This window comes from Taibaiella koreensis (assembly GCF_003545715.1).
Lineage (GTDB): Bacteria > Bacteroidota > Bacteroidia > Chitinophagales > Chitinophagaceae > Taibaiella > Taibaiella koreensis.
The window spans coordinates 39,104-61,622 of the sequence record NZ_QVNU01000010.1 but is presented as its reverse complement, the minus strand read 5'-3'; the positions used below and the strand labels follow the sequence as shown (position 1 = coordinate 61,622).

23 protein-coding genes are annotated in these 22,519 nt (G+C 43.3%); 14 read left to right on the top strand and 9 right to left on the bottom strand.

Translation table 11 applies throughout. The annotated features are described in order from the left end of the window. Window positions 1–117: 117 nt before the first annotated feature. A complete protein-coding gene (locus DZK30_RS24090) occupies window positions 118–6,498 on the bottom strand; it encodes a T9SS type A sorting domain-containing protein (protein WP_118976756.1) in 6,381 nt (2,126 codons plus the stop codon). A gap of 505 nt (window positions 6,499–7,003) precedes the next feature. Here DZK30_RS24090 and DZK30_RS26335 point away from each other — a divergent pair. The 7 genes from DZK30_RS26335 (at window position 7,004) to DZK30_RS24065 (ending at window position 10,721) form a co-directional block, all read left to right on the top strand. Then, the gene (locus DZK30_RS26335; protein WP_118976755.1) at window positions 7,004–7,360 is read left to right on the top strand and encodes a response regulator transcription factor; all 357 of its coding nucleotides are present in this window, start codon (window positions 7,004–7,006) and stop codon (window positions 7,358–7,360) included. A 785-nt stretch (window positions 7,361–8,145) separates the two neighbouring features. Next, window positions 8,146–8,352, top strand: coding sequence for a class I lanthipeptide (locus tag DZK30_RS26655; RefSeq protein ID WP_205529558.1), 207 nt, complete (start codon window positions 8,146–8,148; stop codon window positions 8,350–8,352). A 227-nt stretch (window positions 8,353–8,579) separates the two neighbouring features. Further along, complete coding sequence (locus DZK30_RS26140; RefSeq protein ID WP_162903414.1) at window positions 8,580–8,753, top strand: hypothetical protein; 174 nt, start codon at window positions 8,580–8,582, stop codon at window positions 8,751–8,753. Between the two features lie 129 nt (window positions 8,754–8,882). After that, a complete protein-coding gene (locus DZK30_RS24075) occupies window positions 8,883–9,281 on the top strand; it encodes a VOC family protein (protein ID WP_240432985.1) in 399 nt (132 codons plus the stop codon). Window positions 9,282–9,383: 102 nt separating this feature from the next. After that, window positions 9,384–9,557, top strand: a complete 174-nt coding sequence (locus DZK30_RS26135) for a hypothetical protein (RefSeq protein ID WP_162903413.1) — start codon at window positions 9,384–9,386, stop codon at window positions 9,555–9,557. A gap of 286 nt (window positions 9,558–9,843) precedes the next feature. Next, complete coding sequence (locus DZK30_RS24070) at window positions 9,844–10,506, top strand: flavodoxin family protein (protein ID WP_118976753.1); 663 nt, start codon at window positions 9,844–9,846, stop codon at window positions 10,504–10,506. A 2-nt stretch (window positions 10,507–10,508) separates the two neighbouring features. Continuing rightward, window positions 10,509–10,721 carry a DoxX family protein gene (locus DZK30_RS24065; RefSeq protein ID WP_118976752.1) on the top strand — a complete coding sequence of 71 codons (213 nt, stop codon included), beginning with the start codon at window positions 10,509–10,511 and terminating at the stop codon, window positions 10,719–10,721. A 651-nt stretch (window positions 10,722–11,372) separates the two neighbouring features. Here the strand turns inward: DZK30_RS24065 and DZK30_RS24060 are convergent. The 4 genes from DZK30_RS24060 to DZK30_RS26650 all read right to left on the bottom strand — a co-directional run bounded on the left by DZK30_RS24060 (window position 11,373) and on the right by DZK30_RS26650 (window position 14,967). After that, a complete protein-coding gene (locus DZK30_RS24060) occupies window positions 11,373–12,044 on the bottom strand; it encodes a T9SS type A sorting domain-containing protein (protein WP_162903412.1) in 672 nt (223 codons plus the stop codon). Window positions 12,045–12,051: 7 nt separating this feature from the next. After that, window positions 12,052–13,329 (bottom strand): hypothetical protein, encoded by a 1,278-nt coding sequence (locus DZK30_RS24055; protein WP_118976750.1) that lies wholly within the window; start codon window positions 13,327–13,329, stop codon window positions 12,052–12,054. 386 nt (window positions 13,330–13,715) lie between these two features. Then, the gene (locus DZK30_RS24050; RefSeq protein ID WP_118976749.1) at window positions 13,716–14,009 is read right to left on the bottom strand and encodes a hypothetical protein; all 294 of its coding nucleotides are present in this window, start codon (window positions 14,007–14,009) and stop codon (window positions 13,716–13,718) included. 889 nt (window positions 14,010–14,898) lie between these two features. Further along, the gene (locus tag DZK30_RS26650; RefSeq protein WP_394342415.1) at window positions 14,899–14,967 is read right to left on the bottom strand and encodes a DUF1508 domain-containing protein; all 69 of its coding nucleotides are present in this window, start codon (window positions 14,965–14,967) and stop codon (window positions 14,899–14,901) included. 670 nt (window positions 14,968–15,637) lie between these two features. On the opposite strand from DZK30_RS26650, the gene DZK30_RS24040 reads away from it, so the two are divergent. Together DZK30_RS24040 and DZK30_RS24035 are read left to right on the top strand one after the other, a co-directional pair. Then, a complete protein-coding gene (locus DZK30_RS24040; RefSeq protein WP_118976748.1) occupies window positions 15,638–16,852 on the top strand; it encodes a site-specific integrase in 1,215 nt (404 codons plus the stop codon). An 85-nt stretch (window positions 16,853–16,937) separates the two neighbouring features. Next, window positions 16,938–17,285, top strand: coding sequence for a hypothetical protein (locus DZK30_RS24035; RefSeq protein WP_118976747.1), 348 nt, complete (start codon window positions 16,938–16,940; stop codon window positions 17,283–17,285). 9 nt (window positions 17,286–17,294) lie between these two features. Here DZK30_RS24035 and DZK30_RS24030 read toward each other — a convergent pair whose 3' ends face one another. Beyond that, entirely contained in the window at window positions 17,295–17,930 is a 636-nt protein-coding gene (locus DZK30_RS24030; protein ID WP_118976746.1) for a ribonuclease H1 domain-containing protein, read from the bottom strand. Between the two features lies 1 nt (window position 17,931). Then, window positions 17,932–18,660 carry a TIR domain-containing protein gene (locus DZK30_RS24025; protein ID WP_118976745.1) on the bottom strand — a complete coding sequence of 243 codons (729 nt, stop codon included), beginning with the start codon at window positions 18,658–18,660 and terminating at the stop codon, window positions 17,932–17,934. Window positions 18,661–19,005: 345 nt separating this feature from the next. On the opposite strand from DZK30_RS24025, the gene DZK30_RS24020 reads away from it, so the two are divergent. From DZK30_RS24020 to DZK30_RS24005, 5 genes are read left to right on the top strand one after another with little or no spacing between them, the layout of a single operon-like run. Further along, entirely contained in the window at window positions 19,006–19,665 is a 660-nt protein-coding gene (locus DZK30_RS24020) for a recombinase family protein (protein WP_118976744.1), read from the top strand. Next, the gene (locus tag DZK30_RS26130; RefSeq protein ID WP_162903411.1) at window positions 19,662–19,913 is read left to right on the top strand and encodes a hypothetical protein; all 252 of its coding nucleotides are present in this window, start codon (window positions 19,662–19,664) and stop codon (window positions 19,911–19,913) included. The genes DZK30_RS24020 and DZK30_RS26130 overlap by 4 nt, the downstream gene beginning before the upstream one ends. Before the next feature lie 45 nt (window positions 19,914–19,958). Then, window positions 19,959–20,363 (top strand): hypothetical protein, encoded by a 405-nt coding sequence (locus DZK30_RS24015; RefSeq protein ID WP_162903410.1) that lies wholly within the window; start codon window positions 19,959–19,961, stop codon window positions 20,361–20,363. Window positions 20,364–20,386: 23 nt separating this feature from the next. Then, entirely contained in the window at window positions 20,387–20,908 is a 522-nt protein-coding gene (locus DZK30_RS24010) for a hypothetical protein (protein WP_118976742.1), read from the top strand. A 5-nt stretch (window positions 20,909–20,913) separates the two neighbouring features. Further along, window positions 20,914–21,489, top strand: coding sequence for a hypothetical protein (locus DZK30_RS24005; protein WP_118976741.1), 576 nt, complete (start codon window positions 20,914–20,916; stop codon window positions 21,487–21,489). A gap of 101 nt (window positions 21,490–21,590) precedes the next feature. Here DZK30_RS24005 and DZK30_RS24000 read toward each other — a convergent pair whose 3' ends face one another. Together DZK30_RS24000 and DZK30_RS23995 are read right to left on the bottom strand one after the other, a co-directional pair. After that, window positions 21,591–21,824: a hypothetical protein gene (locus DZK30_RS24000; protein ID WP_118976740.1), complete on the bottom strand. Its 234-nt coding sequence runs from the start codon at window positions 21,822–21,824 to the stop codon at window positions 21,591–21,593. Between the two features lie 192 nt (window positions 21,825–22,016). Beyond that, window positions 22,017–22,499 carry a hypothetical protein gene (locus DZK30_RS23995; RefSeq protein ID WP_118976739.1) on the bottom strand — a complete coding sequence of 161 codons (483 nt, stop codon included), beginning with the start codon at window positions 22,497–22,499 and terminating at the stop codon, window positions 22,017–22,019. Window positions 22,500–22,519: the final 20 nt, after the last annotated feature.

The following is a 22,519-nucleotide window of genomic DNA, read 5'->3' as shown; positions in this document are numbered from 1 at the left end:
ATGCTTTCAAAAGGAAGATATATAATGTGTACTAGTGAATCTGGAAGCAAAGTGGGCATTGCCCAAGGCAATACCCACTTTATTCAGCACTATCCGACTAGCTGCTCATCCGACTGCTTAGTGCTTTACAACTTTATGTACTTCCGATGAGCCATCTTCATTCGTCACCGTTACAAAATACATTCCGGCAGGCAGGTGCACAATCTGTATCAATTGCTCACCGACACCCTCGGCCCTTGTATTGACAAGTACCTGACCGGCTACGTTGGCCATAGTAATTGTATTGTTGCCACGCAATCCTTTAATGACAAAACTCGCATTGGCAGGATTGGGTAAAATCTGCAGCTGGTGCGTTTTATCGAATTTAACCAGCTTTACCTGGCTGTATTCAATGCCGCCATCTATATCCAATTGCTTCAGACGATAGAAATTGTTGCCGTTCATCGGGTTTTCATCCAGAAAGCTATAATACAGCTCTGTATTAGAAGTAGCCTTGCTTGCTTCAAAGCCGATCTCTGTCCAGGCACGCGCATCTTTACTACGCTCAACAACAAACCCACTGCTCTTGACCTCTGTAGCAGTTGCCCAGCTCAGCAATGATTGTTCTGCTTTCTTTTCCGCTCTGAAATAAAGCATATTCACGGGTAATACGGTACCCGGATTTTCTGTAGAAGACAGGTATACGAAGCTGGAGAAAGAAGATATGTCATCGAATACAACATAGTTCACGCCATTTTCGACTCCAGTTGCTGCCGGAGTAATGGCAACAGCCTTACCCGCTTCAAAAATGCCATCTCCATATACATCGGCCAGCACCGCCTCCGCATCGCCATCATATTTAAACCAGCCTTGCGTTGCACTACCGGTAACTATTGTGGCAGCCATTTCATCGGCGCTGTAGTACACCTTTACTTTGCCGGCCGGCAATGGCGAACTGTTGTTGTTTTGCACAAAGGTAACACGAGGCATCAGGTTGGTCAGGCGTACCCCATCGTCATAGCTGGTACCTTCGGGCGTGATCGTCAGCTCCAGGCTATCCAGGTCAGCAGCACCAAAGCCTGAAGTGCCGAATAGCTTTTCGGTGGCGTCGCCGGTCTGGTGATAGTGTACCCATTCGCCCACACCACAGTTATTGTCATATTCTGTTGTACTTTCCACTACCGAAGGCAGGTAAATGTTACCATTGTTCAATGGAGTTACTTTACCGAAGCTGAAATAGCTCATTCCATTTGGGAACGCATGTGCCACAATATAGCTGGCGCTGTCGTCTGTGATGTCCAGTGGCACTACTGTGATGTTTGTGGTCATCGCGGAGTCGTCGGCGAACAGCATTGCATAAGCCGCACAGGCGTCACCAACCGGCAAAGTAGTGGTACCCACAGAAGCGCGGGGGAACAGCACTTGCATCGGCTGCGCGACATTCGTATTTTGGACCTTCCATATCCTGTTCATTCGACGTCCGTTATTGGTACCACCGGCATAGCTAAAGGTGGTATAGGTGCTTGCGGTAGCGGTCATCGCCTGCTTAACGTTATTATCGCCCCAAAGCAGGAATTGACCATTATCTACAGAACCTGTATTCTCTGCATTAGTAGTCGCGAGCTCATTGAGGCTCATGATCACCTGTCCGTTGGTATTCGCACTCTGACTACGGCTTTGCTTTTGATGCAAAGCTGAAATAAAGTCCTGCCCGATACCGGCAACATTGTTGTAAAATCCGGCGTTGGCGGCCGCGCTCCATACAACTACATCTTGCGAACTGGTGTAGTTGTTGGTATTATTAAGCGTCACACCATATTTAATAGCGAGGTAAGCATCTACTTTATTACGCTCAGCTGCCGTAATACTCCCGGTCCCATAAATGACCAGCTCGCCGATATTGCCCGTAAAGCCGGCATTGTCGCTACCATTACCCGGGAATTGTGTCGTTCCGAAAGCGTGCCCGCCATTGAAAAGCCCACGCGTAGTGTGCGTGCCGGCTGCTCCCTTAGGCGCGCCATTTAAACCTTTGGCTGCTGTTGTGTCTGAGAAAGTATTGTACATGATGCTCGGTGTATTGGTTGCCCATGTAATGTTGCCGGGATTGGCCAGGTACCTGTTTGTATAAGCGGTATTCATCCGCTCCAGACGATTGTCGGCCATAATGCCGATACCGTCCCAATAATTGATATTTCCGGAAACGTTGTCATTGTTCACCAGCGCGCTGAATACCCGTCCGTTCCCGCCTGGAGACAGCCCTTCTTTCGTCAGCGTAAAGATGTCATAATTCAAACCAAATACTGTCTGCACATTCAAATTAGCAAGGGATTGGTTAGCTGCCGTAAAATTAATACCCGGATTGAAGTTAAAATAAGTTGTATCTCCCTGCTTGAATTTAGGAAGGGCCACATCTTCAACTTGGGCAGAAGTGACGCCAGAAGTAAAGTCGGTCCACGAGGTAACATCTGCACCATCACCTGTAGCCTGCACATATTTATCGGCGCGGTACCAGTGGCTCAGCCCATTGGTTACGCCACCAGGCGCCTGGAGAAAGGCCGCAAAAGTGAAATACTGACCGTTTTCAAGCGTCACATCCGCGTAAGCATATTCCACACCATTTACTACCTGGGAATTGGTCATGTCGGTAATGGCGTCAGTATTATCTATCGTGGCATCGGCGCTCTGTATCAGCTTCAGGCTGCTTAGGCCTTTGGGCCAGGCTACTCTGACAGTGCCAACAGTACCGGTATTCTGCACTTTCCATATGGAAGCGAACCGTTTGTAATCCAAGCCGCCTATTGTGGCAAAAGCGATTGTTGGTGATTTCACTAAGCCATTGTCGCCCCATATTAGGAACTGGTTATTGGTTAGGCCAACAGCATTGAGCGCATTGGTGCTCTCGAGACCTGTAGTGCCGATAATTACTTGTTGTCCCGCATTTACACTTCTCGATTGCTTTTGGTTCAACGAACCCATATCATCCCGGGCAATACCAGCTATGTTATTGTTGTAACCAGTATTTTCGGTTACCGCATCCCAAACCACATTGCTGGAAGAACCGACATAGTTTTGCGCCGAAGTCTGGTCAAGCGTAATGCCATATTTCAAAGCAAGATAGCTGTGGATCTTTGCCAGGTCTGTATTTAGCATATCGCCGCCAGTGGCATTGTGATAGAGCACAACTTCGGCGATGTCTCCGTTGAAATTATCTCCGGTAGTACCATCGGCGCCCATATAAGCGCCTATACCCGAGGCAGGCAGGCTATAAGTACCGCCGGTATAGGGATAAGGTGCCGTATATACTTTCATCAACCCGTTGTAGAATCCCCTTTGATTGGCCGGACTGCCTGTCTTCGGTAAGATAGCAGAATAAACGCCGTAATTGTAAGGTGTGCTTATTGCGGCGGCTGCCACATTATACGCGTTGCCGATCGTAGGGAATGCTGTAAGGGCCCCTGCTCCCGAAAGGAAGAAACCATCGTCATTTCCGGCAATGGTAAACAAGGTGCGGGCCGTTCCTGTAGTACGCTGGGGCGAGCGGGCTACCGCAATATAGTGTACAGAGCCAGCTGGGTTTAAATATGCTGTTGTGTTGTTCCGCAAATAATTGTTGGTGCCATTGAAGCTCACTGTAGGATTGAAGTTCCAGGTACTTGTGTACGTCGTTTGATCGTTGTAAGGCAGTACTGCACTGCTGCTTGGCGTCAGGCTCACGCCGTTAGGCGTAGTCGTGGCCCATTCGGTTACCTGACTGGCATCGTTGGTCGTTATACCATTGTCGGCTTTATACCACAACGATAGATCTGTGCCAACGCCTCCGGGTCCGGCTACATATCCTGCAAAAGTAAAAAACTGACCATCTGCCAAGGTTACATCAGCATAGTTATACGCAACGCCATTAATTATTTGGGTACTGCCTGTCATATCTGTCCTTGTGTCGGTAACGTCAAATACAGCATCAGCACTTTGAACAAGGGTTAAATTGGTAATACCAGAAGGCCAGGTAATACGCACGGTACCTGCAGAACCTGTATTCTGAACTTTCCATATCGCGGCGAAGCGCAGATTGAGCGTGGTAACGCCGGTAAAGGGTTGAGACAATGACTTACCCAGTCCGTTATCGCCCCAGATTAAATATTGTCCATTAGAAAGGCCTGCCGTATTGAGTACATTGGTATTGTTTAAGCCCGTGGTCCCGATGATTAATTGCTGTCCCGCCTTATTGCTTTTGGATTGCTTTTGGTTCAGCGCGCTATTTTCATCGTAGGCTATACCGGCAATGGCATTGTTATATCCTGTATTCGCCGTGGCATTCCATACCGTATCGGCATTGCTGTTCAGGTAGCTGGCTACGGCCGTGCCGGCGTTATTGGTCAGCGTGATGCCGTACTTAATAGCCAGGTAGGAATTAACCTGCAGCTTTTCCGTTGTCGTAAGATCCTTATCGTATGTGATCACTTCTGATATCTTTCCTCCCGAATTATTGTTACCGCCGCCATCTCCGAAGATGAATAGTTGATTGCCAAACGGACGGGAAGTGGGGTTAATGGAATAGGCAGGTGTAGTCGCCGTAGCGCCGTTCATGCTCACAGTCGTTTGGTGTAAGGTTCCAGACACCCATTGCGGTATGTAAAATGAGCTGATAGAGGCTATGTTGTTTTGTCTTCCCAAAGCATTGGGCAGCGTTGGCGCATTTTGATAAACATCCTGCCAGTAAAGCCAAAGGCGGTTGGCGCCATACCATGACATGAACGGGGCCTCAAGAGCACCGCTTGTTTGTTTCAATGGCGCATAAGCGATCAGGTCGGTTTGCGCCGCTACATTATTATAGCTCTGTAGCACAAAGGAAGATAACGGACGGTTCCCCGTCGATGGGAATACATCTTCCAGGAGCATACCGCCGGCATTGGTACCTGGCACATCATCAATAATGGCCGGGTTAAAGTTATGCTCATTGGCGCCATACTTCGGCAATGCCCAGCTGCTGTTTGCATTAATAGGTAATTGGCCGGCAACACCTCCTGAATTGCCATAGTTTACCCAACCGCTTACACTGGTTCCGGCAAGGGTAGTACCTTCATTTGCCTTAAGCCATACAGCGGGACCATTTACGCCACCGGGCGCAGCTACCTTAGCCGCAAAGGTGAAGTATTCGCCATTGTCCAATACAACATCTGCATAGTTATACACCACACCATTAACCGTCACTTCGTTGCTTGTCATATTGATGATGTCGTCGGCAGAACTGATAACAGCGTCCGTACTCTGGATGAGGCTCAGGTTGGTTAACGTCTTTACCCAGGCTATGCGTACGGTACCTACGGCGCCTGTATTCTGCACCTTCCAGATGGCAGCAAAACGATGGCTGATGCCGGCAAAACCTGTAATTGCCACGCCAGGTGTTTTTGCAAGACCATTGTCGCCCCAGATCAGGTACTGGCCGGCAGTAAGGGTGATTGCATTACCCACGTTGGTGTTAGCCAGTCCTGTAGTGCTGATCAATACCTCTCGGGCACTATTGGTGCTCCAGGACTGCTTTTGATTAAGGGCACCATCATTAGCAATACCGGCAATGTTGTGGTTATAGCCGGCATTTGAAGCAGCAGTCCACACTGTGCTTCCCGAAGCATTCTTGTAGTCGCGTGTCCCGGCTGCATAAGTGGAGCCATATTTTACAGCCAGGTAAGATTCTACCTGGTCCATTTCAGTAGGGGTCAGCCTGTTGTCAAAGACAAGAATTTCATTAAGCTGGCCGCTGAAAGCACCATAGTTGCTGTCGCCACCGATTCTTAGGTCACGCGCGCCTGTGCTCAGGTTCGCATTATAAAGCTGGCCGCCATTGTAGTTGGTCCGTGTACCGTTTAAAGAAACGGTAGCGCCCGCGTAACCAGCACTGCTGCCAGCGCCATTTTCCCAGCCGGCCCCCGCACTAAAATAAGCTTTTGCCGCCATGGCGTCGGCACTCTTGCCCTGGTACCCCGGCCCTCCGGTAAAGAACAAAACCTTATTGTCTGTAAATTCATGTAATCCGGGATAGTCCATAGACGGATGAAATCCTACAAATCCATTGTGTTTCTGCACATTTACATAGCCCGCCGCATACAGTGTACCGTTGGCTCGGTCTATCACATTTACACCAACGCCTGCCGTAAATTGCATGAAATCGTTGGCGCCATCGAAAGTAACAGTAGGATTGAAGTTGGCGAGATCAGCCGCGCTGGTGAATACAGGACGCCTTGCAGCAGTACTTTGGAGCAGGTTGTAGCCAGTACCCTGCGCCTCCGACCACTGATAAAGCTGTGTGCCATTTGCAGCCGGCGTGGTGCCGGCATCGGAGTAAAGCTGGTTAACGCCATCGGCGCGGTACCAGGCTGCGGGTGTCACACCACCGGGAGATTGTCCATAGACATAACCCGTTCCCATTAAGGTAGTCAGCAGTAATGCTATGCCAACCGGATGTCTGCGCCTTGTTAAAGAGCGGATTGGTCGCTTGTAGTGCGATGTGTACATCTCATTCATAATTTTTACAAGTTGGTTTAAAATGGCGGTGCCGGGTAGTGAATTTGTTCGCTTTCGGGTTTTATACCCGGCTTCCGGGTACAAGGTAAATCGCCACTAACTGTTATTCCAACGGATTAGGGAAGCATGAATATAAGTATTGAACTAGTTGAGCAGCCCAATACTTAAATATGTTTCATGATTAAAAACAGTAAATAAAGTATTAATGATCACTGCTACTTTATTCGCAGAAGAAAAGAATTAAATGCAAAAAATGGTACCGCCGGCTGATGGACAAGTCGCCTCTTATATGGGATGTCCTTTTTACAGAGCCTTCTCAATCCTGTGTATTATCAAAGCAAGCGTCACTATATATCTACCGGTGCGCCCCGACTTCTTGCTCTCGTAGTTGCTGTAATATTACAATTGAATCCTTCAGCTATTACTGTGTACTCCGGCAATAGCCGGTTAGCATATTAATTTAGTAAAGTAAACATTGCTATTATTTATCTCAATGTAGTATACCATGCCAGCAATTATAATTCTAAGCAAGACGGAGCTAGTGCGCCGTGGAATGGCGTTTATTATCCGAGGCATTTTCCCTGATGCCGTTTTACTTTATGCCAATACCCATCGGCAATGTTTGCAGACACTGGGAGAGCAAATGGTAGATTTAATGATTTGCGGCGGACAGATAGGAGAAAGGCATAACTTGGACCTAATCCAGCACGTCAAGTCATTGCAACCGAGTATCAAAGTAATGATGTTGCTTGAGGAGTCGATAATCGATTGCTGTATCCCCAAAAAGGTGCCCGTTGAGGGCATACAACAAGCAATTTTGGAAATGATTCCAATGGAAGGATCTTTACCGGGTACTATTTAGTTGTTATGAGCGCCCCGTAATATAAATACCATTTCTACAAGAAACCGATTTAGTATCTAAGGCTGTCAGTTGAAAATGTTCTTGTGTAATTTATGAGCCAGCGTTGTGAATGCAAGTTGAATTTTCCGAATATTTGAACTGAGGTTGTACAGAGCTCTTTTGTGGGGAGTAGAGCTGCTTCTATTTTGCTGTAATCAGAATTCGTCCATAGTAGGAAGAAATTATCGCTGCCTAGATGTTCTCCAGGCGTTAGTAGATGCAATTAGCTGAAGCACAATCCAAGCAAGGATTAGCTTGACCTGTCCTTATCGCCGTTGTTATCAGACTCGTCATTGGCTATCTTCTAAGTCACAAATAGTGTGGAACATTTTTTGAATTGCCGGTAGCCTATAAAGGTGAGAAATTATTGCTGAAGGGACGGTTCGTGACGTTCGCGTATTCCTATAAATTTCATCTGATCATAAGCGGCAAAGAGCAAGTCTTTGAACGTGATGATAATCATGATTTCAGGGTAATCGACCCATCACCTGATAACCAGGTGGCTATCGAAAAAGAATTCATAGAGCGGATAATTGAAACGCTGAAAAAGTTGTGATTGGCAATTACTGTAATCCTGCTTTACAAACAACAATGGTCGAAAAGCTACAGATATTTCTTTTCAGCTACAGATAATCATTGGTCATTGCCGAGCTTGTTTCTATCTGGTAGATTGCAGCTATGCTGAACAACCACCCCAAGGCAAAGCATGGCTAAAGACAGGGGAGGATATACCAACTATCAAATTGATGAAAAAGAAAAATCTGAAGTTCAGTAAGAAGCTTCTGCTACTTAAGGAGAGTATTGCGCCTTTAGACGCACGGCAAATCAAGGGAGGCCTTTCATTCCTTTGTAGCATAAGGGAGTCATGCCCCATTGACATTTGCGCACATTCAATGAGAGGTACTTGTTTAGGATCAGAATGTGTGTGCTCCGGAACAATGCAGCCGGGCTAAGTGAAGTGTTTGTATCGATCAAGTAAAGGTATTCTGTTAATAATCGTCCCCTCTAAAAGCAAATACCTGGGGGCGATGCCTTTACTTCCTATATCTTTGAATAGTCAGTGATCAGCAATATATCAAGGGCTGGACGGCCATCGCCCTCCGGCCCCTGTATCGGCGTTTCAAAGAGAGATTAGGAATTTGTATTCAAGCAAGTCACAGTACAGAAGGACGGGACTTTATTGCTCAAATCGCTTAACGACCTGTTCGCTCCCTATACGGTACAGGTATCGGAAGTGCTGGAAATATGGAAATACTATAAGCACCAGACAAACGTCTTGCCTGAAAAACCAACGGAAGTACAGGAAATAAAAGACATGATCAAGCAGGTATTACAGGAAATAAAAAGGAAATAAGGCCGCAAATACAAAATTCATTAGCTGGTCGTGACGCAAACGGCCCCCTAAAATGGCGCTCCTGCACCTCACATATTTTGCCGCTAAACAATAGCTTTGAAAAATAGTTATCAACCAAAAAATATCGTTATGAATATGAAACAAAAAATCTGGGCTAACTATAGCGTAAAAGATGTGGAGCGTACCAACCGGTTTTATACGGAATTAGGTTTTACACCCAACGGGGCAAACAAATATCCTCAACTAGCCAGCTTCCTTTTCGGAGAAAATGATTTTGTGATCCATTTTTTTGAACAGGGATCACAAATAGATGAGTTTTTACCTTCGGGGTCAAAAGGTAATAGTGAGATCATTTTTACGCTTTCCGCGGAAACAGAGGAGGAAGTCAATGAATTTTCAGATAAGGTAAAAAATGCCGCCGGCAATATTATTAAGCCGGTACAAAGAGATGAGGCTAATTATTATGGCTTTGCTTTTGCTGATCCGGACGGCCATAAATTCAATGTGCTGTTAATGGACAACATGTAAGTAAGGACCAGATTGCATAACACTTAGTTTATTGTTAATGCAATCCTGTCTTATAGCTTATCTGAAATTATGCCGTACATTTGAGGTCTAAGGCAAGCCATAATGGACGAAAATTCCCAAGAACCTCTTTCCGAAGACGGTCAGGAAGCATTAAATGAGCTTAAAAGACGATCAGCCGAACTACGTGGCGAAAACGAAAAGTTGATTACCGAAATGCACGACACAGCAGAGAAAGTAAAAGCACTCAAGAAAATACCCAACTCAGATAAGCACTAGTAAAAAGCCTCCAAACGGAGGCTTTTTTATTTCCTGCAAATTAGCTATCCAGTCTTCCGGCGTGACTTTCATACGTCACCAGGCATTTCTTTCCCCAGAAATATTCTTGCCTGCCGCAGTTTTGTGAAATCATTATAATCGGCAATAACAGCATTTACGTTAATAAATCCCGACCTTATTCCTCAGGTTTTAATTGAAATTAATTTTCTAAACTCAAAAGAAAACAACATCCATAGACATACGGTTGTATGAGAAGAGGTACGATCAAGAACTAGCTTATTAACCTATGAAAGCATTATTCATCAACTGCACGCTGAAGCGTACGCCTGATTTTTCCAACACCGGTGCGCTGGCCCAAAAGGCCGCCATGCAGTTACAGGAACTTGGTTTTGAGACCGAGATCATCCGGCTGAACGATTACAATGTATTAACCGGCAATACGTCCGACGAGGGGGATGGTGACCAGTGGCCACAGATCCTGGATAAGATCAAGGCCTGTCAAATTTTTGTGATCGCTACACCTATCTGGATGGGGCACCTTGCTTCCACCTCGCAAAAAGTCATCGAGAGGCTGGATGCGATATTCCGTGATGAGGACCTCGCGGACAAAGCCACAGGGCAATATATGCCTTACGGAAAAGTCGGCGGCTGCCTGGTGACCGGTAACGAAGATGGTGCACACAGCTGCGCCGCGCAGGTGCTTTGGTCCTTACAGGAAGTAGGATTCACCATCCCGGCCAATGTCAATGCGTATTGGGTAGGCAAGGCCGGCGGCGAAAAGGATTATGTGGAGGCCGGCGGTGAACACTACCTCTATACCAACAAAAGCCTGCGTTATATGACCACTAACCTAGCTTTTATGGCCAGATTGCTGGCTGAACATCCTTACACCACCAACCTGCTGGAAGAAAACAAAAAAGCCGAAACAGAAAGCGACAAAGAAGAATAAAAATGGAAAAAGAAAGAATCAAAAACGGCGCGCGTATCCTGCTGGGTGCGGCCCTGGTCTTCGCCGGAAGCGGTCACCGGAGCTTTGCCCGCAAAGCATTCTGTGCGCAAGTGCCTGATTGGGTACCACTCAAAAAGGATGATACCGTGGTTTATTCATTCAGAAGTGGCAGACCTACTGCAGCAAACACTATATCAGGGAAAAGCAACAGATGAAGCACTGACGGGAATAGCAGAAAGCTCTGTAAACGATCAGGCGGCCACGGAATAATGATGCTTTATACTGTTTTTGTCACGACTAATAAAACGCGAACACCAGATCTCTATAGATCTGGCGTTATTGTTGAACAGACGCGTTTAATAGTATCGTTTTCGTGATCAAATTAGATGAATGGGAAAAGGAGTAGAATGCAAATAGAAGTACGCAAATCCTTTAGTGGAATAAAGATTTTTGTAAAATGATATTCACATTACAGCGATTGTCCATTTTTTAACTGAGATGTTACTTACCAAGCCGTGATTTAATTACTCTTGATTCTGGTTACAAACAGAAAAGTTATTAGCTCATCCTACACAACGTTGTTCTAGATCCATATTTTGGCTTGCACCGACCTTTTCGAGGTTCCACTTCATGTGATTGTAAACATCCATTTGCTATGTAGCTGCGCTGGGAAATGGCCATGCCAGCGGAAGCGCCGAGTGTTTTATGTTTGACGTAAGTGCCTGGTTGATCTCTGTGCATACCTGATTTTGCCGACTCGCAGATACAAGAATCGTCAGCTTTTTCACACAAGAAATGAAGGGACTTTCTTTACAGTTTGACTACTATCTCCCTGAATTTCTTTAGCGATCGGTTACCCATTCTTTTTACAAAATGCTTATGAGCTTATTTTCCGCAATATTGTCCCCGGTAACGAATACACAATATATTCCCCTCGGTAGGTTAGATACATTGATCGATATTCTACTATAGGCGTCGAAACGTGTGATCGGGTAAGTGGATACCGTTTGGCCCAGCATATTACGTACACCGATTGAAGCGTTGAACGCCTTTGGAGCTTCCAATTGAATAAAAAGGTCTGATTTCATCGGGTTGGGAAAAACTGTAAATTGAAATGAAGTTATCGGGCTGTAGTAGAATTTAATTAAAGACACTGCCGGCCTTATCGCACCTGTTGAGTCATGAAGTAGTAATGGCTGACTCAATAAAAAGTGTGTGGAGTCAATCCACTGAAAGCCGCTTGTAACGCCATCTAGCACAATTTCCGATTGGTTTTGTGTCCACACCCCTTCTATATTACCTCCATCAACGTTTGCACCTACGTAATGATCATTTTCATCGAAGCTGTATTCAATTTGATCTAGATCAAAAATGTTTAGCTCTCTTCTGGTATCAAATAATTCTGTCGTATCTGTACCGGAGATAACAGTGCTGTTGTCTATTTTCCAACGTCGATCTGAAAGGGATTGACTATAAACCTGGCAAGAGACAATCAATGTTGCGATGAGCGAAAAAAGAAGGGAGCATTTTCTTTTCATGTTGATCTTATTTATTATTGAAGTCATATACGAGGCGCGCATTTAGGTTACTAAAAGTCCTGGTCCCAACGCAAATATTCAGCATAGATATCCAGGGTGAGAATGGATATCCTAAAGCCGAGTCCCATCCACTAAAGCCGCTTCCCTCAGTTGTGACCCTTACAACGCGATCACACTCACCACCGCCAACTATACATCGTTTGATTTTCCCTGGATAAAGGAAATGGCCTGGCAAAGTATAGTTAGTAATACACTTGTTCTCTTCGTCTATTACAATTTTTACGGGATCTGAATTGGTATAGTAGGGCAAAATATTGTGTGTTGGACCATCCACTACACCCAAAAGCCAGCGAGCCGGTGTCGGGGACAAATTGATTTGCTCACAGTCAGTGATAGTGTTTCCTAAAGGTCCTGGTGCTCGAACCGAATTGAGGAGCTCAAAAGCTTTTGAAATACCTTTAAATGGAAAGTCATAAGTCATGTCGCAGTCAGTATTCGGAACACTAAGCGATGGAAAGTCACTGTAGAGGGGAGCCTGATAATAATCCCTGCTTTTAATAAAATCCCACACAGCGTCCGCATTACATAATTTATGGCTTGGCGGGGTGTGGGGGTCACAGACTATGGTGTCAACTTGATAAAAATGATATGCTCTACTATGCACGCGAGTCGAATCATACAATACCTGCTCTTGACTAAGTAGATTCTCCACTCTGTCGATTGAAGGGTCATGACATTGACCATTTGAATTTCGATAAACCGGAGAAAAATTGAGTATGGGATTGGGAATTGGGCCTGATGGATATCTAGTTGAACTGCCGGGAGGATTTATCAAATACATTTCAGGGTCTGCTATAATAATAACATCAGTCTCTTTTACTGGAATTTCGAAGGATTCCCCTTTTTTTAAATAGAACTTATCTTGACCGGAACTGGTTCCAACGAGGAGACAACAAGCGTCTGCACCTGCATCTGGTTGAGCACCAAATTTGTTGTCCTTAATTACGGTGAACCGCAAGGACACAATATTTTTATAATTTGGAAGACTTGTAAGATTGAAACGAGCCCATCTAACCACCGATGATGTTGTTGGTAAGTTACTGCACATCGGATCATCATTAATTTGATACAATTTGAATGGTATCTCCGACACATAATAGGAGCAAAATGGATCAGGAGAGATGTTTAGAAACTTGTCAAAATCGATACAATATTGCGTCTTCGTTTGCGCATTGACATTATGGACTAGGGAAAGGAAGATTAGAAATCGAAAGACTTCTTTCATGAACTTGCTTTTTATAGTTAGCAGTTGGATCTCACCAAAGTTGTTAGATTGCTTTGCAATAATTAATAGGACAAAACTTGAAAAAAAATCTAAACGATCCTAACCAGAATCTCTATACTTTAAAAGTTCTGAAATATTAAATTATCCTATAGCTAACTGCTGGTTGCGGTGGTCTATGTTGAAGCTCCGGGTAATTTACCTTTGTAATTGAACATGATGGAAAAAACTATACCTCGCTATTTTGAGTAGACAGTGCAACAGATTATTCGCGAAAGAAATTGTTAGAAGGGCTATTCAAAAGCGGTTTAGTGCTCATTTCCGTTTCATTTTATCGTCATCGACAATACCATACCGATTGCCTGTTGAAGTTTCCGGGCCAGGCCATATCAAAATGTAGCGGATAGCCTGCCAGTAGGGTCCTCGCACTGAAGCCGTAGGCATACAATGGCGTTTTCGTAGCCGGAAGGATCCTGCTGCGCCGCGGCCATATCGGCAAATAATCCCAATTGCAGGTTGTACACGGCGCTGATGTCGGTCTTTAAGGGGATCAGGTCAGGGAACAACGGCACATAAAGATCGGCATTGAACAGGCAAAAACGGCTGCCGTAAAGGCTGTTCTGCTCGTAGCTCCAATTGCATATCACGTCAATTGCTATTCTTTGACGAGTTTCCGGATCCATTCCTGTTCCCTGTATTTAAATGCGGTATAACTTGCCTGATATAACTTCCCGGCTATTCGTCACTTCATAGAAATAAATACCTGGCGGTAAATTCGAAATATTGAGGCTAACAAAGTCCTTACCTCTGATATCCTGCGGCTATCGAATTATTTACTTGGCCAACCAAGACCGGCTTAGATTCATCCCTATACGCAGCAATCCCTGCGGATGGCCTACGTGGGCTTTTCACGTCCTACGCATTTGCTCTGTTTGGCAGTTCACTCTGATCGATTTATGGCGCGGCTAGCTGGACTAGACCCCAATGTCTGGAACGTAATGGATGTATAATGTATAGCTGCTAAAAAATGAATTTATAACGTAACATTATACCAGATAGTCTTACAGACAATATTAGGGATATACACCGACCTCTATATATCCTTGGGAGAATCTTTCTCGAAGACCTGAAGTACTTGACGCCAGAATGATTGAATTTGATAAGACTTTCTCCGACATGGATCTAACAAGGTGTGATCGATCAGACAACCATTAATGCGCTTATAAATTATTTGCTTGGTACCAAAAAATTATAGAAATACAGCCTGTAATATAATATTTAGTTTCTAAACTGTATATTCAAAAGTTGGACAAAATCGAGCTACGGCAGTTTCATTTAGTATTAGTGCTAGATTCCAAGCCATATGTTTATCTCATAGAATAGCCCGGTGTAGTCTTGGTGTATAGCTGCGACCATTTTCGTTTCGACAGTGTCTCCCAATTGGTACACGAATCCTTTCGTGTCTAACTTTGTTAGTTCCTGTTCCGTAATGTATTCTGTAAGGGCGCCACTGAAAAGTAGTCAAACTTGATCTAAAAAGAGCTTAGTTACATTGTCTGATGATCTAATGTATCAGGTGCATTTTTTTACAGATTCAATGCCATTATCCCTGCTTACTTTACTCTTACACATTTCACTGATACCGATAATCTACCCAATACCTTTTTCAGATTAAAGTAACATCTTTCTTCCTTGACTTCCAGCCTGTCATATTTACCGTCGCCAGGTGTTTTTTATTTTCGGAATCAATACCATTTCGCAGCTTGATCTTGCGGAATAACTTGGTTAAAATAACCAATGTTCATTTACAAATTCTCTCATTTTTTAATCGTTCGCCATAGCTGAAAAGATATCGACGCGTAGGCCCAAATGCTATCCAGATCGGAGATTGCCGATAAGGTATGTGAAAACAACTTTCGAAATGGGAACGAATTTTCATCGATGCTTATATCCAAATTAAAGGAGATTAAAGGAAATTAATAGAGGTAAAATTTGGTTAAGCAAAGAATCTAGCGCCATGCTAATTTGTTTGCAAATTTGGCACAAAATTGTTTGCAAATTTCTTGAAAATAAGAAAGGCCCGCTAATGCGAGCCTTTCTAAGTAGTTGGTAATCAATGTGCCCGGAACAGGAATCGAACCTGCACTCCCTTTCGGAAACAAGATTTTGAGTCTAGCGCGTTTTGATTCTATATAAAATCAAATGCGCTGTTATTGCTTATTTCGCTGCATATAGCGAAAATATTAGATTAGCAAAATGCAGGAAAAATCAAAATTTGTTGTAGTATTGTTGTAGTAAAAATTCCTATGATATGGCTGCAATTGCTATTGTACTCCGAAAAGAAATTAAACAGGATGGAACATCCCCCTTAGCAATCAGGATTACTAAAGACAGAAAGTCTTCCTATATCTATCTTGAATACAGTATTCAAGAAAAGGATTGGGATAGGCAGGCTCAGCGGGTAAGAAAATCACATCCAAATTCAAGCCGTCTCAATAGTTATCTCTTAAAGAAAAAGGCGGAAGCCGACGAACGCTCATTAGAACTTGAAACAACTAAAACGGTTGTGTCAGCAAAGGCAGTATCCCAAAAGCTAAAGCCCAAAGCCGGTGACACAGTTTTTGTCCAAGCTGATTTATACATTAACCGGTTAAAGGAAGATGGGAAGTTCAATAGGTGGAACAGCGAGAAATCAAATGTCAAACATCTGAAAGGATTTTTAAAAACTGACATTCCATTTCAAGACTTAACAGAAAGCGTGTTGAAACGCTTTAAGGCACATCTGATTTCAAAAAATAAAGTAACTGAAAGGACAGCAATTAACAATTGGATAACTGTTCGATCTATTTTTAGTCAAGCGATTAAAGAAGGGGCTTGCGATCCCAAATATTATCCCTTTGGAAAAGGCAAGCTCACTATTAAATTCCCCGACAGTAAAAAGATTGGTCTAAATGCGGAGGATGTTACTCGTATTGAAGCTGCCGAAATCTCAAGACCCGAAGTTAACCACGCCCGCAACCTTTGGCTTATTTCTTTTTATTTTGCAGGGATGCGCATTTCAGATGTATTACGACTGTGCTGGTCAGATTTTCAGGATGGCCGTATGTATTATACAATGGGAAAGAATAACAAAGGTGACTCACTAAAAGTACCCGAAAAGGTTGTTGCAATACTGAAGCAATATGAGGATATAAAACAGGAGGACACAGATCTTATCTTTGCTGAGCTGCGAAGAATAAAACCCAATGATCGTTTCGAAATGGAACGGGCTATTTCTTCGCGGATAAATTCAATTGACAGGTTCTTGCGTGACGATGTTCGTAAGGCGGCAAATATTACCAAACCACTGACAATGCACATCGCCAGACACACCTTCGGGAATATATCTGGCGATAGAATACCCGTTCAAATGTTGCAAAAATTATATCGTCATACAGATATAAAGACCACAATAGGTTATCAAGCTAATTTCATTCATGGAGATGTGGATGAAGCTTTAGATGCGGTAATAAGTCCCAAACTTTAACAATGTAGAGATGAGTTCGTCTAATGAAAAATAATTATAACAGTAATTAGATTTAGTTAAATTTGCTGGTAACATTTCTTTTTTCATGAACCAAGAATCTCTTAAATCAAAATTCATTGAATGGATATTAAATACAGCACAAGTCAATTTTCCAAATGATGAGTTTCTTAGCAAAGTATTAGATCAAAAAATAGCTTTGGTTTTCAATACTACTTACAATAACGTACCTGCGATCGATCATCTCACAGAACAAGAACTGATGAGAGATTTGTTTTTAAGCTGGAAATCATCGTCATTATCATTTTTAAAAGTTACACCTGGAGTTGCTATAAACTTGGGAACCATCCCAGTACCATCTGATTCAAAAAAAATTGAACATTTAAGAAATCAGGTTTTACAATTGGAAGCTATACTTGGGTTAAATACAGACTAATTTATTTCATCATTTTCTTCCAAAATCTGCTGGATTTTCGCCCCAAGCTTCTGTTTGCCATTTTTCCACCGCGTTATGGATTGTGTTCTTTCTTAACCAATCCTCACCACGCTTAATTAGAGAGAGAACGTATTGGTTTCTATAAGTATCGTCAATTTTTGTTTTAGCTTTTTGCTTATTGACCCATGATATAGCTGTTTGGCTATCTGAATAGACAGTAGCCGATAGAGCGTGGTCTTTACAGTAAGCTAAAGCATGAATGATAGCTAGAAATTCGGCAATGTTATTTGTTCCTGCATCAATGGGACCAAAATGAAATAACTTATGCCTTGACTGGTAGCTTACACCTTGATATTCCATCTCGTTAGTACGTGTATTAAATGCACCGTCAACACAGATACTATCTTGTAATGGATTGCCTATTTTTTCTAATTCCTCGCTTGACAAACTTGTTTCAAAAGTATCGTTTCCAATAAACTCTTTACTATTACCTAAGAATGCTTTTTTTGCCTGCTCAAGTGTTGAAAAGCTTTTATATACTGCATTTTCGTATCCGACAACTTGTTCCTTGCATTCATCCCAAGTCATATATACTCCCGGTCTTCTGCCAACCCATACTGTATAGAATTTTTGTGCTTTCTTCATATTATGATGCCGCTTCAAGAGCTTTTTTATGGTCAATCTTATACCCTATGGCTTCAAGCCTCTTAGCTAGGGCAACGAGACACTCCTTTATATGCTTTTGGTAAGAAAGATATATTATTCCGTCTGTATCAGACGGGCGTTCTAAGTCGCCTTTCACTAAAATAATCGTATGTGTTCTACCAAGCTTTGATAATAACATTCCCATTTCAAGAATCACGTTTTGCCTTGCTCGATGTTTTAAAGCAGATTCTCCTTGTCTAAGTGAGTAACCCATGTCATCTGGTGTTAAAAGAACAATGCCAGCACTTGCGGCTCCATTTTGACCAACTTGTTTATCAAGTGCTTCAATCAGAGTAAGCCCTTGTCCACCTATTTTAGCTAGTATAAATGGAGCTATTCCCAACTTTCCAAGTATTAGTTCTAATTGATCCCTGCTTGTTTCGTCATGGCCATAAACTACAAAAACTTCGGAAGTGGTAACGTGAGCAACTGTAGCAGATTCAGTAACAATCCCGTTTTCATCAATACTATTAATTAACTTCTGAATAGTACTCTTAGATGGTCCTCGGCCTTGGCATTGTAAAGTTTTTGTGCTGGGATACCATAAAAGGACTCCTCCATCATTTGTACTAAATTTATGTGCATTGGTAATTTCCGACCAGTTCCCTACAAGTCCGTTTGTATTTACCAAGTTTTGCAATGCTTCAAGATTGCCAAAAAATTTGCCCATGGGTTTATAGTTTTGGTTTTATAAATATATTTAAATAACAAGTTACGTTAGCTCTAAAATAAATATTCCAATTTGGATTACAAAATGCAGATTAAAGAATTTTCACTCCAAATTTATAAGCCATTTTTTGTCCATATGCATACCAAGGTATGTGTATGAACAAAACTATACGAATATTAATATCGTCTTTAATATCGGCCATTCCTCGAAAGCCTTGTTTTAAGGCACTTTCACACTACTATTATTTATTCAGCGATCAATTCACAGGGCTAATTTTTGTACAAATATAAACCTTGGTTCATATGTGTACATTTTGCCTCTGTAATGCAGAGGGGTTTACCTACAATGCAAAAAGCAATCGCATATTACCGCGTATCTAGAATAAGGCAGGAAAAAAGCGGCTTGAGTCTGGAAGCACAGCAAAAATCAGTGATGGATTTTGCCAAGGCTTCCAGCTTGAAGCTGGTGAACGAATATCAGGAAACCCGTTCCGGCATGCGTAAAGGTAATCCTATGCTTACCGCAGCCATTGCGGAATGTTATAACTGTAATGCTATCCTACTGATTGCAAAGCTGGACAGGCTAAAGCGCAATGTGGCCTTCATCGCAACCCTTATGGAGTCCTGCATCCGGTTTCGCATTGTAGAGCATCCGCATGCAGAAGAATTCGAGCTGCACATCCTTGCAGCAGTGGCACAAAAAGAAGGGCGGGATATTAGCAAACGCACTAAAGATGCCTTGGCGGCGGCCAAACGGCGCGGCACCCTCTTAGGCAAATACGGCCGTGACGTCTTATCCAAACGCAACAGGATAAGAGCGGACAAATTCGCCCTTAAAATGTGCCCGATTATTAACGCGATCAGAAAGCAGGGTAAATGCTCCCTTCGCTCTATTGTCGATGAACTCAACCGCATAAATGTGCCCGCTTACAGGCAAGGCAAATGGCACTTAAATACAGTGTATAATCTTATCAAAAGGCAAAAGCAAATAACTTCCATAACATGAGTGGCATAATTACCGAACGACAGCTACCGAAACGGAAATACAACATTGCTGCAAGGCTGGAACTGATGAACCGTAAAGATCACGAAATAGCCATAAGGCACCTACTGACGGCATTGCAACCGGCATCAAGGTCTTCATTGTATCGTTGGATGAATACGCTTGAAACCGATGTATTCGAGATCAAATATTCCTGTCAGCAAAAAATAGCCGCGGTCTTCGGCTGTAAGGTCGATGATCTGGTAGATTAGAGATAACTGCAAAATCCGATTGAACAAACAATAAAAATTCAAACAGTGAACAAAACAACAATTATTTTAATGAGCTGCATTACTATCGTGTCCCTGATGGGCTGCAAAAAGGAGGAACAATGCGGCGTTAAGTCAGGCGGTAACGGCTTTGTACCATCTGTAGACAAACCCGTCATGTTCTGGCTTGACCATGACCACAAGGCCGGAAAGCTTACCATTACCAGCATGGTCAGGCACAAGACCGGGCAGGAAGAAAGTTATTCCGGCTGGGCGCAAATATTGCAGTATTACAACAGCCAGCCGGAATGTGGTGCATCAGGTGTCGCGCAGATCAGCATCGATAAAGGGCAGCAGTACGACTACACCTTTACCGGGGAAGATGGCCGGACTTTTACCGGGTCATTCGCTACTGATTGCACCGATGATTGCCAAGCCGTCTTAGTTCAATAACCTTAAACCCATCTACAAAGAATATGAAACCATTCCTTACTGCCGCAACTGCGGTACTGCTTATGCTTGCCTCGTTTTGCGGCAATGCACAGGGCTTCGGTAATACACCTGTTACCAAAGGCACTTCACCAAAGTTTATCTGGACGAACTGGACGAAAGCACCGCAAAGCCTGAAAGATGCAACCAAGCTGATTATCACCCGCAGGGGAAGCACGTTGTATGACTTCATTCAAAGTGTGCTAACAGAGGAAGATGTCGCTTACCCGGAAGTCGATATTGCCCTGATTGACCTCAATGGGGATGGTGTACTCGGTATCGGTATTCAACTGCGGTCACGCAGTTGGTGCGGTACTGCCGGGTGTGCCTATGAAATGTATGATAACGCCGGGATCATCTATGTGATCGTAAGTGACACCGATCTGAAACCTGCTGTGAATGGCGTTGAATCCAGTGCGAAAAAGTATTTCGTAATGGAAGCCAACAAAAAATGCCAATACCACGGGATCAACGATACTCCGGCCATATTTATAACCAAAAAAATCTAACCCTTATGAAACACAATACAATTTTCCTTTCCGGCATAATCGCCCTTGTTGCCTGCCTGTTCTCCTGCGGTAAAGACAATCCGGCACCGGATAATAATAACAACGGCAACAACAATAACGGGAACAATATCGCAACAACTCTTCCGGTGAACTGTGATTTTGCAGTCCTGCAACCTAAAGCGGCAATCCAGAACGTGAACGGTGTAAATTATACCTATACGCTAAACCTACCCGGTGCCATTTTGAACCCTGATGGGACTTGGAAGCCTTGCGTTCCAACTGGCACGGACAGTTTCAGCACTGGAAGCAATTACTGGCATGGCACTGTTATTCATGGGGTATTGATCGGCGATGTAAGCAAACTGCCTGCAATAAACAAAGTCACCATTAAATCACAGGTTTCACAGGTCAACCAAGGAACGCAAATACGCCTGTGCGATGGCAATGGTATTGTTGCAGAATCGGCACAGAACAATCAAGCCGATACGATTACGGAAGTCCTTAATGTCGGCGGTAAGAAAGCCGAAAGGCTCTATTACTATGTCGGCGAGGCAACTGTATTTTCAGTAGTGATTGAATAATATAATACTTCCAGTTAGAGCTGGGTGTTTGGTTCAGGCTGTCATTCTTGACAGCCTTTTATTATTCCCAATGATAAACCGAGCCACAAACGACGGCACAGTTATTTCTTCTTATCCTTTAAAGTTAGATTGAAAACTTCTCGTTGTAACAGTTCTCTCTCTTCCGCCGTCATTTCGCCGTTATGCAGGGCATTAAAATAGCTTTCGCCAAATCTGATAATCTTTTCAATGTTACCATCAGTTAAGGCGGTTTGATATTGACGATACAATATTTCAATCTTCAATTCTATTTCTCCAATCATCTGCATGGTTTTATTTGGAAAGAATGCAGGCATGTAATTAAATTCTGAAGTTCAACAAAGATAGTATTTCTATATGCGTAACCCTCCTTGTTAAAGGTAAAACAAATGCTAAATAATTTTGAAAATGTGTCCTGCCTGTTTGCGATGATGGAAATTGAATTTTAATCATCATTACAGAAAGGCCGCCAGTATTACTGGCGGCCTTTCGCTTTATAGGGGCAAGATTCAGGGTATGAATTTGGGGTTATTCTTTTTCTTTATGGAATCCATATTAGCCATGAATGTTTCCCGGGCTGCTTGTGGCTGCTCCATCTTTTTCTGTGGCTCTTCAATCTTTGTTTCTTCTTGATTTTGAGATTGCCGGATGGCCTTTACTTTGTTTAAAAATTCTTCCCGTTCAGAAGCCAACTTATTTTCCAGTGTTTGTTGTGGGTCAACATATCCGTGTTCTTTTGCTGTGGCCTCAACTTCTTTTCTATAACCTTCACGGATATAAGATAACGCTATCTCCGGGTCAATTTTCTTTCCGGCATTGCCGGGCGTTCTATTCAACACTGCTTGGTGAAGGGGAAGCGTATTCATGCGGTAGCTTTGCTCCGCTTGTTGAAGATGCTTTACAGAAATTTCGATTTTGGCCTGCCCTTCGTAATCACTGCCTTCATAATAGGCTTTCAGGAAATCTGGTATATCTACTCTATCATCGTCCATTTTTATTGCGTTTTAGAATA

Excerpts from the sequence above, each read along its gene's own strand:
- DZK30_RS24090 (WP_118976756.1), bottom strand. The coding sequence starts at position 6,498 with ATGAATGAGATGTACACATCGCACTACAAGCGACCAATCCGCTCTTTA.
- DZK30_RS26335 (WP_118976755.1), top strand. The coding sequence starts at position 7,004 with ATGCCAGCAATTATAATTCTAAGCAAGACGGAGCTAGTGCGCCGTGGA.
- DZK30_RS26655 (WP_205529558.1), top strand. The coding sequence starts at position 8,146 with ATGAAAAAGAAAAATCTGAAGTTCAGTAAGAAGCTTCTGCTACTTAAG.
- DZK30_RS24075 (WP_240432985.1), top strand. The coding sequence starts at position 8,883 with ATGAATATGAAACAAAAAATCTGGGCTAACTATAGCGTAAAAGATGTG.
- DZK30_RS26135 (WP_162903413.1), top strand. The coding sequence starts at position 9,384 with ATGGACGAAAATTCCCAAGAACCTCTTTCCGAAGACGGTCAGGAAGCA.
- DZK30_RS24070 (WP_118976753.1), top strand. The coding sequence starts at position 9,844 with ATGAAAGCATTATTCATCAACTGCACGCTGAAGCGTACGCCTGATTTT.
- DZK30_RS24065 (WP_118976752.1), top strand. The coding sequence starts at position 10,509 with ATGGAAAAAGAAAGAATCAAAAACGGCGCGCGTATCCTGCTGGGTGCG.
- DZK30_RS24060 (WP_162903412.1), bottom strand. The coding sequence starts at position 12,044 with ATGAAAAGAAAATGCTCCCTTCTTTTTTCGCTCATCGCAACATTGATT.
- DZK30_RS24055 (WP_118976750.1), bottom strand. The coding sequence starts at position 13,329 with ATGAAAGAAGTCTTTCGATTTCTAATCTTCCTTTCCCTAGTCCATAAT.
- DZK30_RS24050 (WP_118976749.1), bottom strand. The coding sequence starts at position 14,009 with ATGGATCCGGAAACTCGTCAAAGAATAGCAATTGACGTGATATGCAAT.
- DZK30_RS24040 (WP_118976748.1), top strand. The coding sequence starts at position 15,638 with ATGGCTGCAATTGCTATTGTACTCCGAAAAGAAATTAAACAGGATGGA.
- DZK30_RS24035 (WP_118976747.1), top strand. The coding sequence starts at position 16,938 with ATGAACCAAGAATCTCTTAAATCAAAATTCATTGAATGGATATTAAAT.
- DZK30_RS24030 (WP_118976746.1), bottom strand. The coding sequence starts at position 17,930 with ATGAAGAAAGCACAAAAATTCTATACAGTATGGGTTGGCAGAAGACCG.
- DZK30_RS24025 (WP_118976745.1), bottom strand. The coding sequence starts at position 18,660 with ATGGGCAAATTTTTTGGCAATCTTGAAGCATTGCAAAACTTGGTAAAT.
- DZK30_RS24020 (WP_118976744.1), top strand. The coding sequence starts at position 19,006 with ATGCAAAAAGCAATCGCATATTACCGCGTATCTAGAATAAGGCAGGAA.
- DZK30_RS26130 (WP_162903411.1), top strand. The coding sequence starts at position 19,662 with ATGAGTGGCATAATTACCGAACGACAGCTACCGAAACGGAAATACAAC.
- DZK30_RS24010 (WP_118976742.1), top strand. The coding sequence starts at position 20,387 with ATGAAACCATTCCTTACTGCCGCAACTGCGGTACTGCTTATGCTTGCC.
- DZK30_RS24005 (WP_118976741.1), top strand. The coding sequence starts at position 20,914 with ATGAAACACAATACAATTTTCCTTTCCGGCATAATCGCCCTTGTTGCC.
- DZK30_RS24000 (WP_118976740.1), bottom strand. The coding sequence starts at position 21,824 with ATGCCTGCATTCTTTCCAAATAAAACCATGCAGATGATTGGAGAAATA.
- DZK30_RS23995 (WP_118976739.1), bottom strand. The coding sequence starts at position 22,499 with ATGGACGATGATAGAGTAGATATACCAGATTTCCTGAAAGCCTATTAT.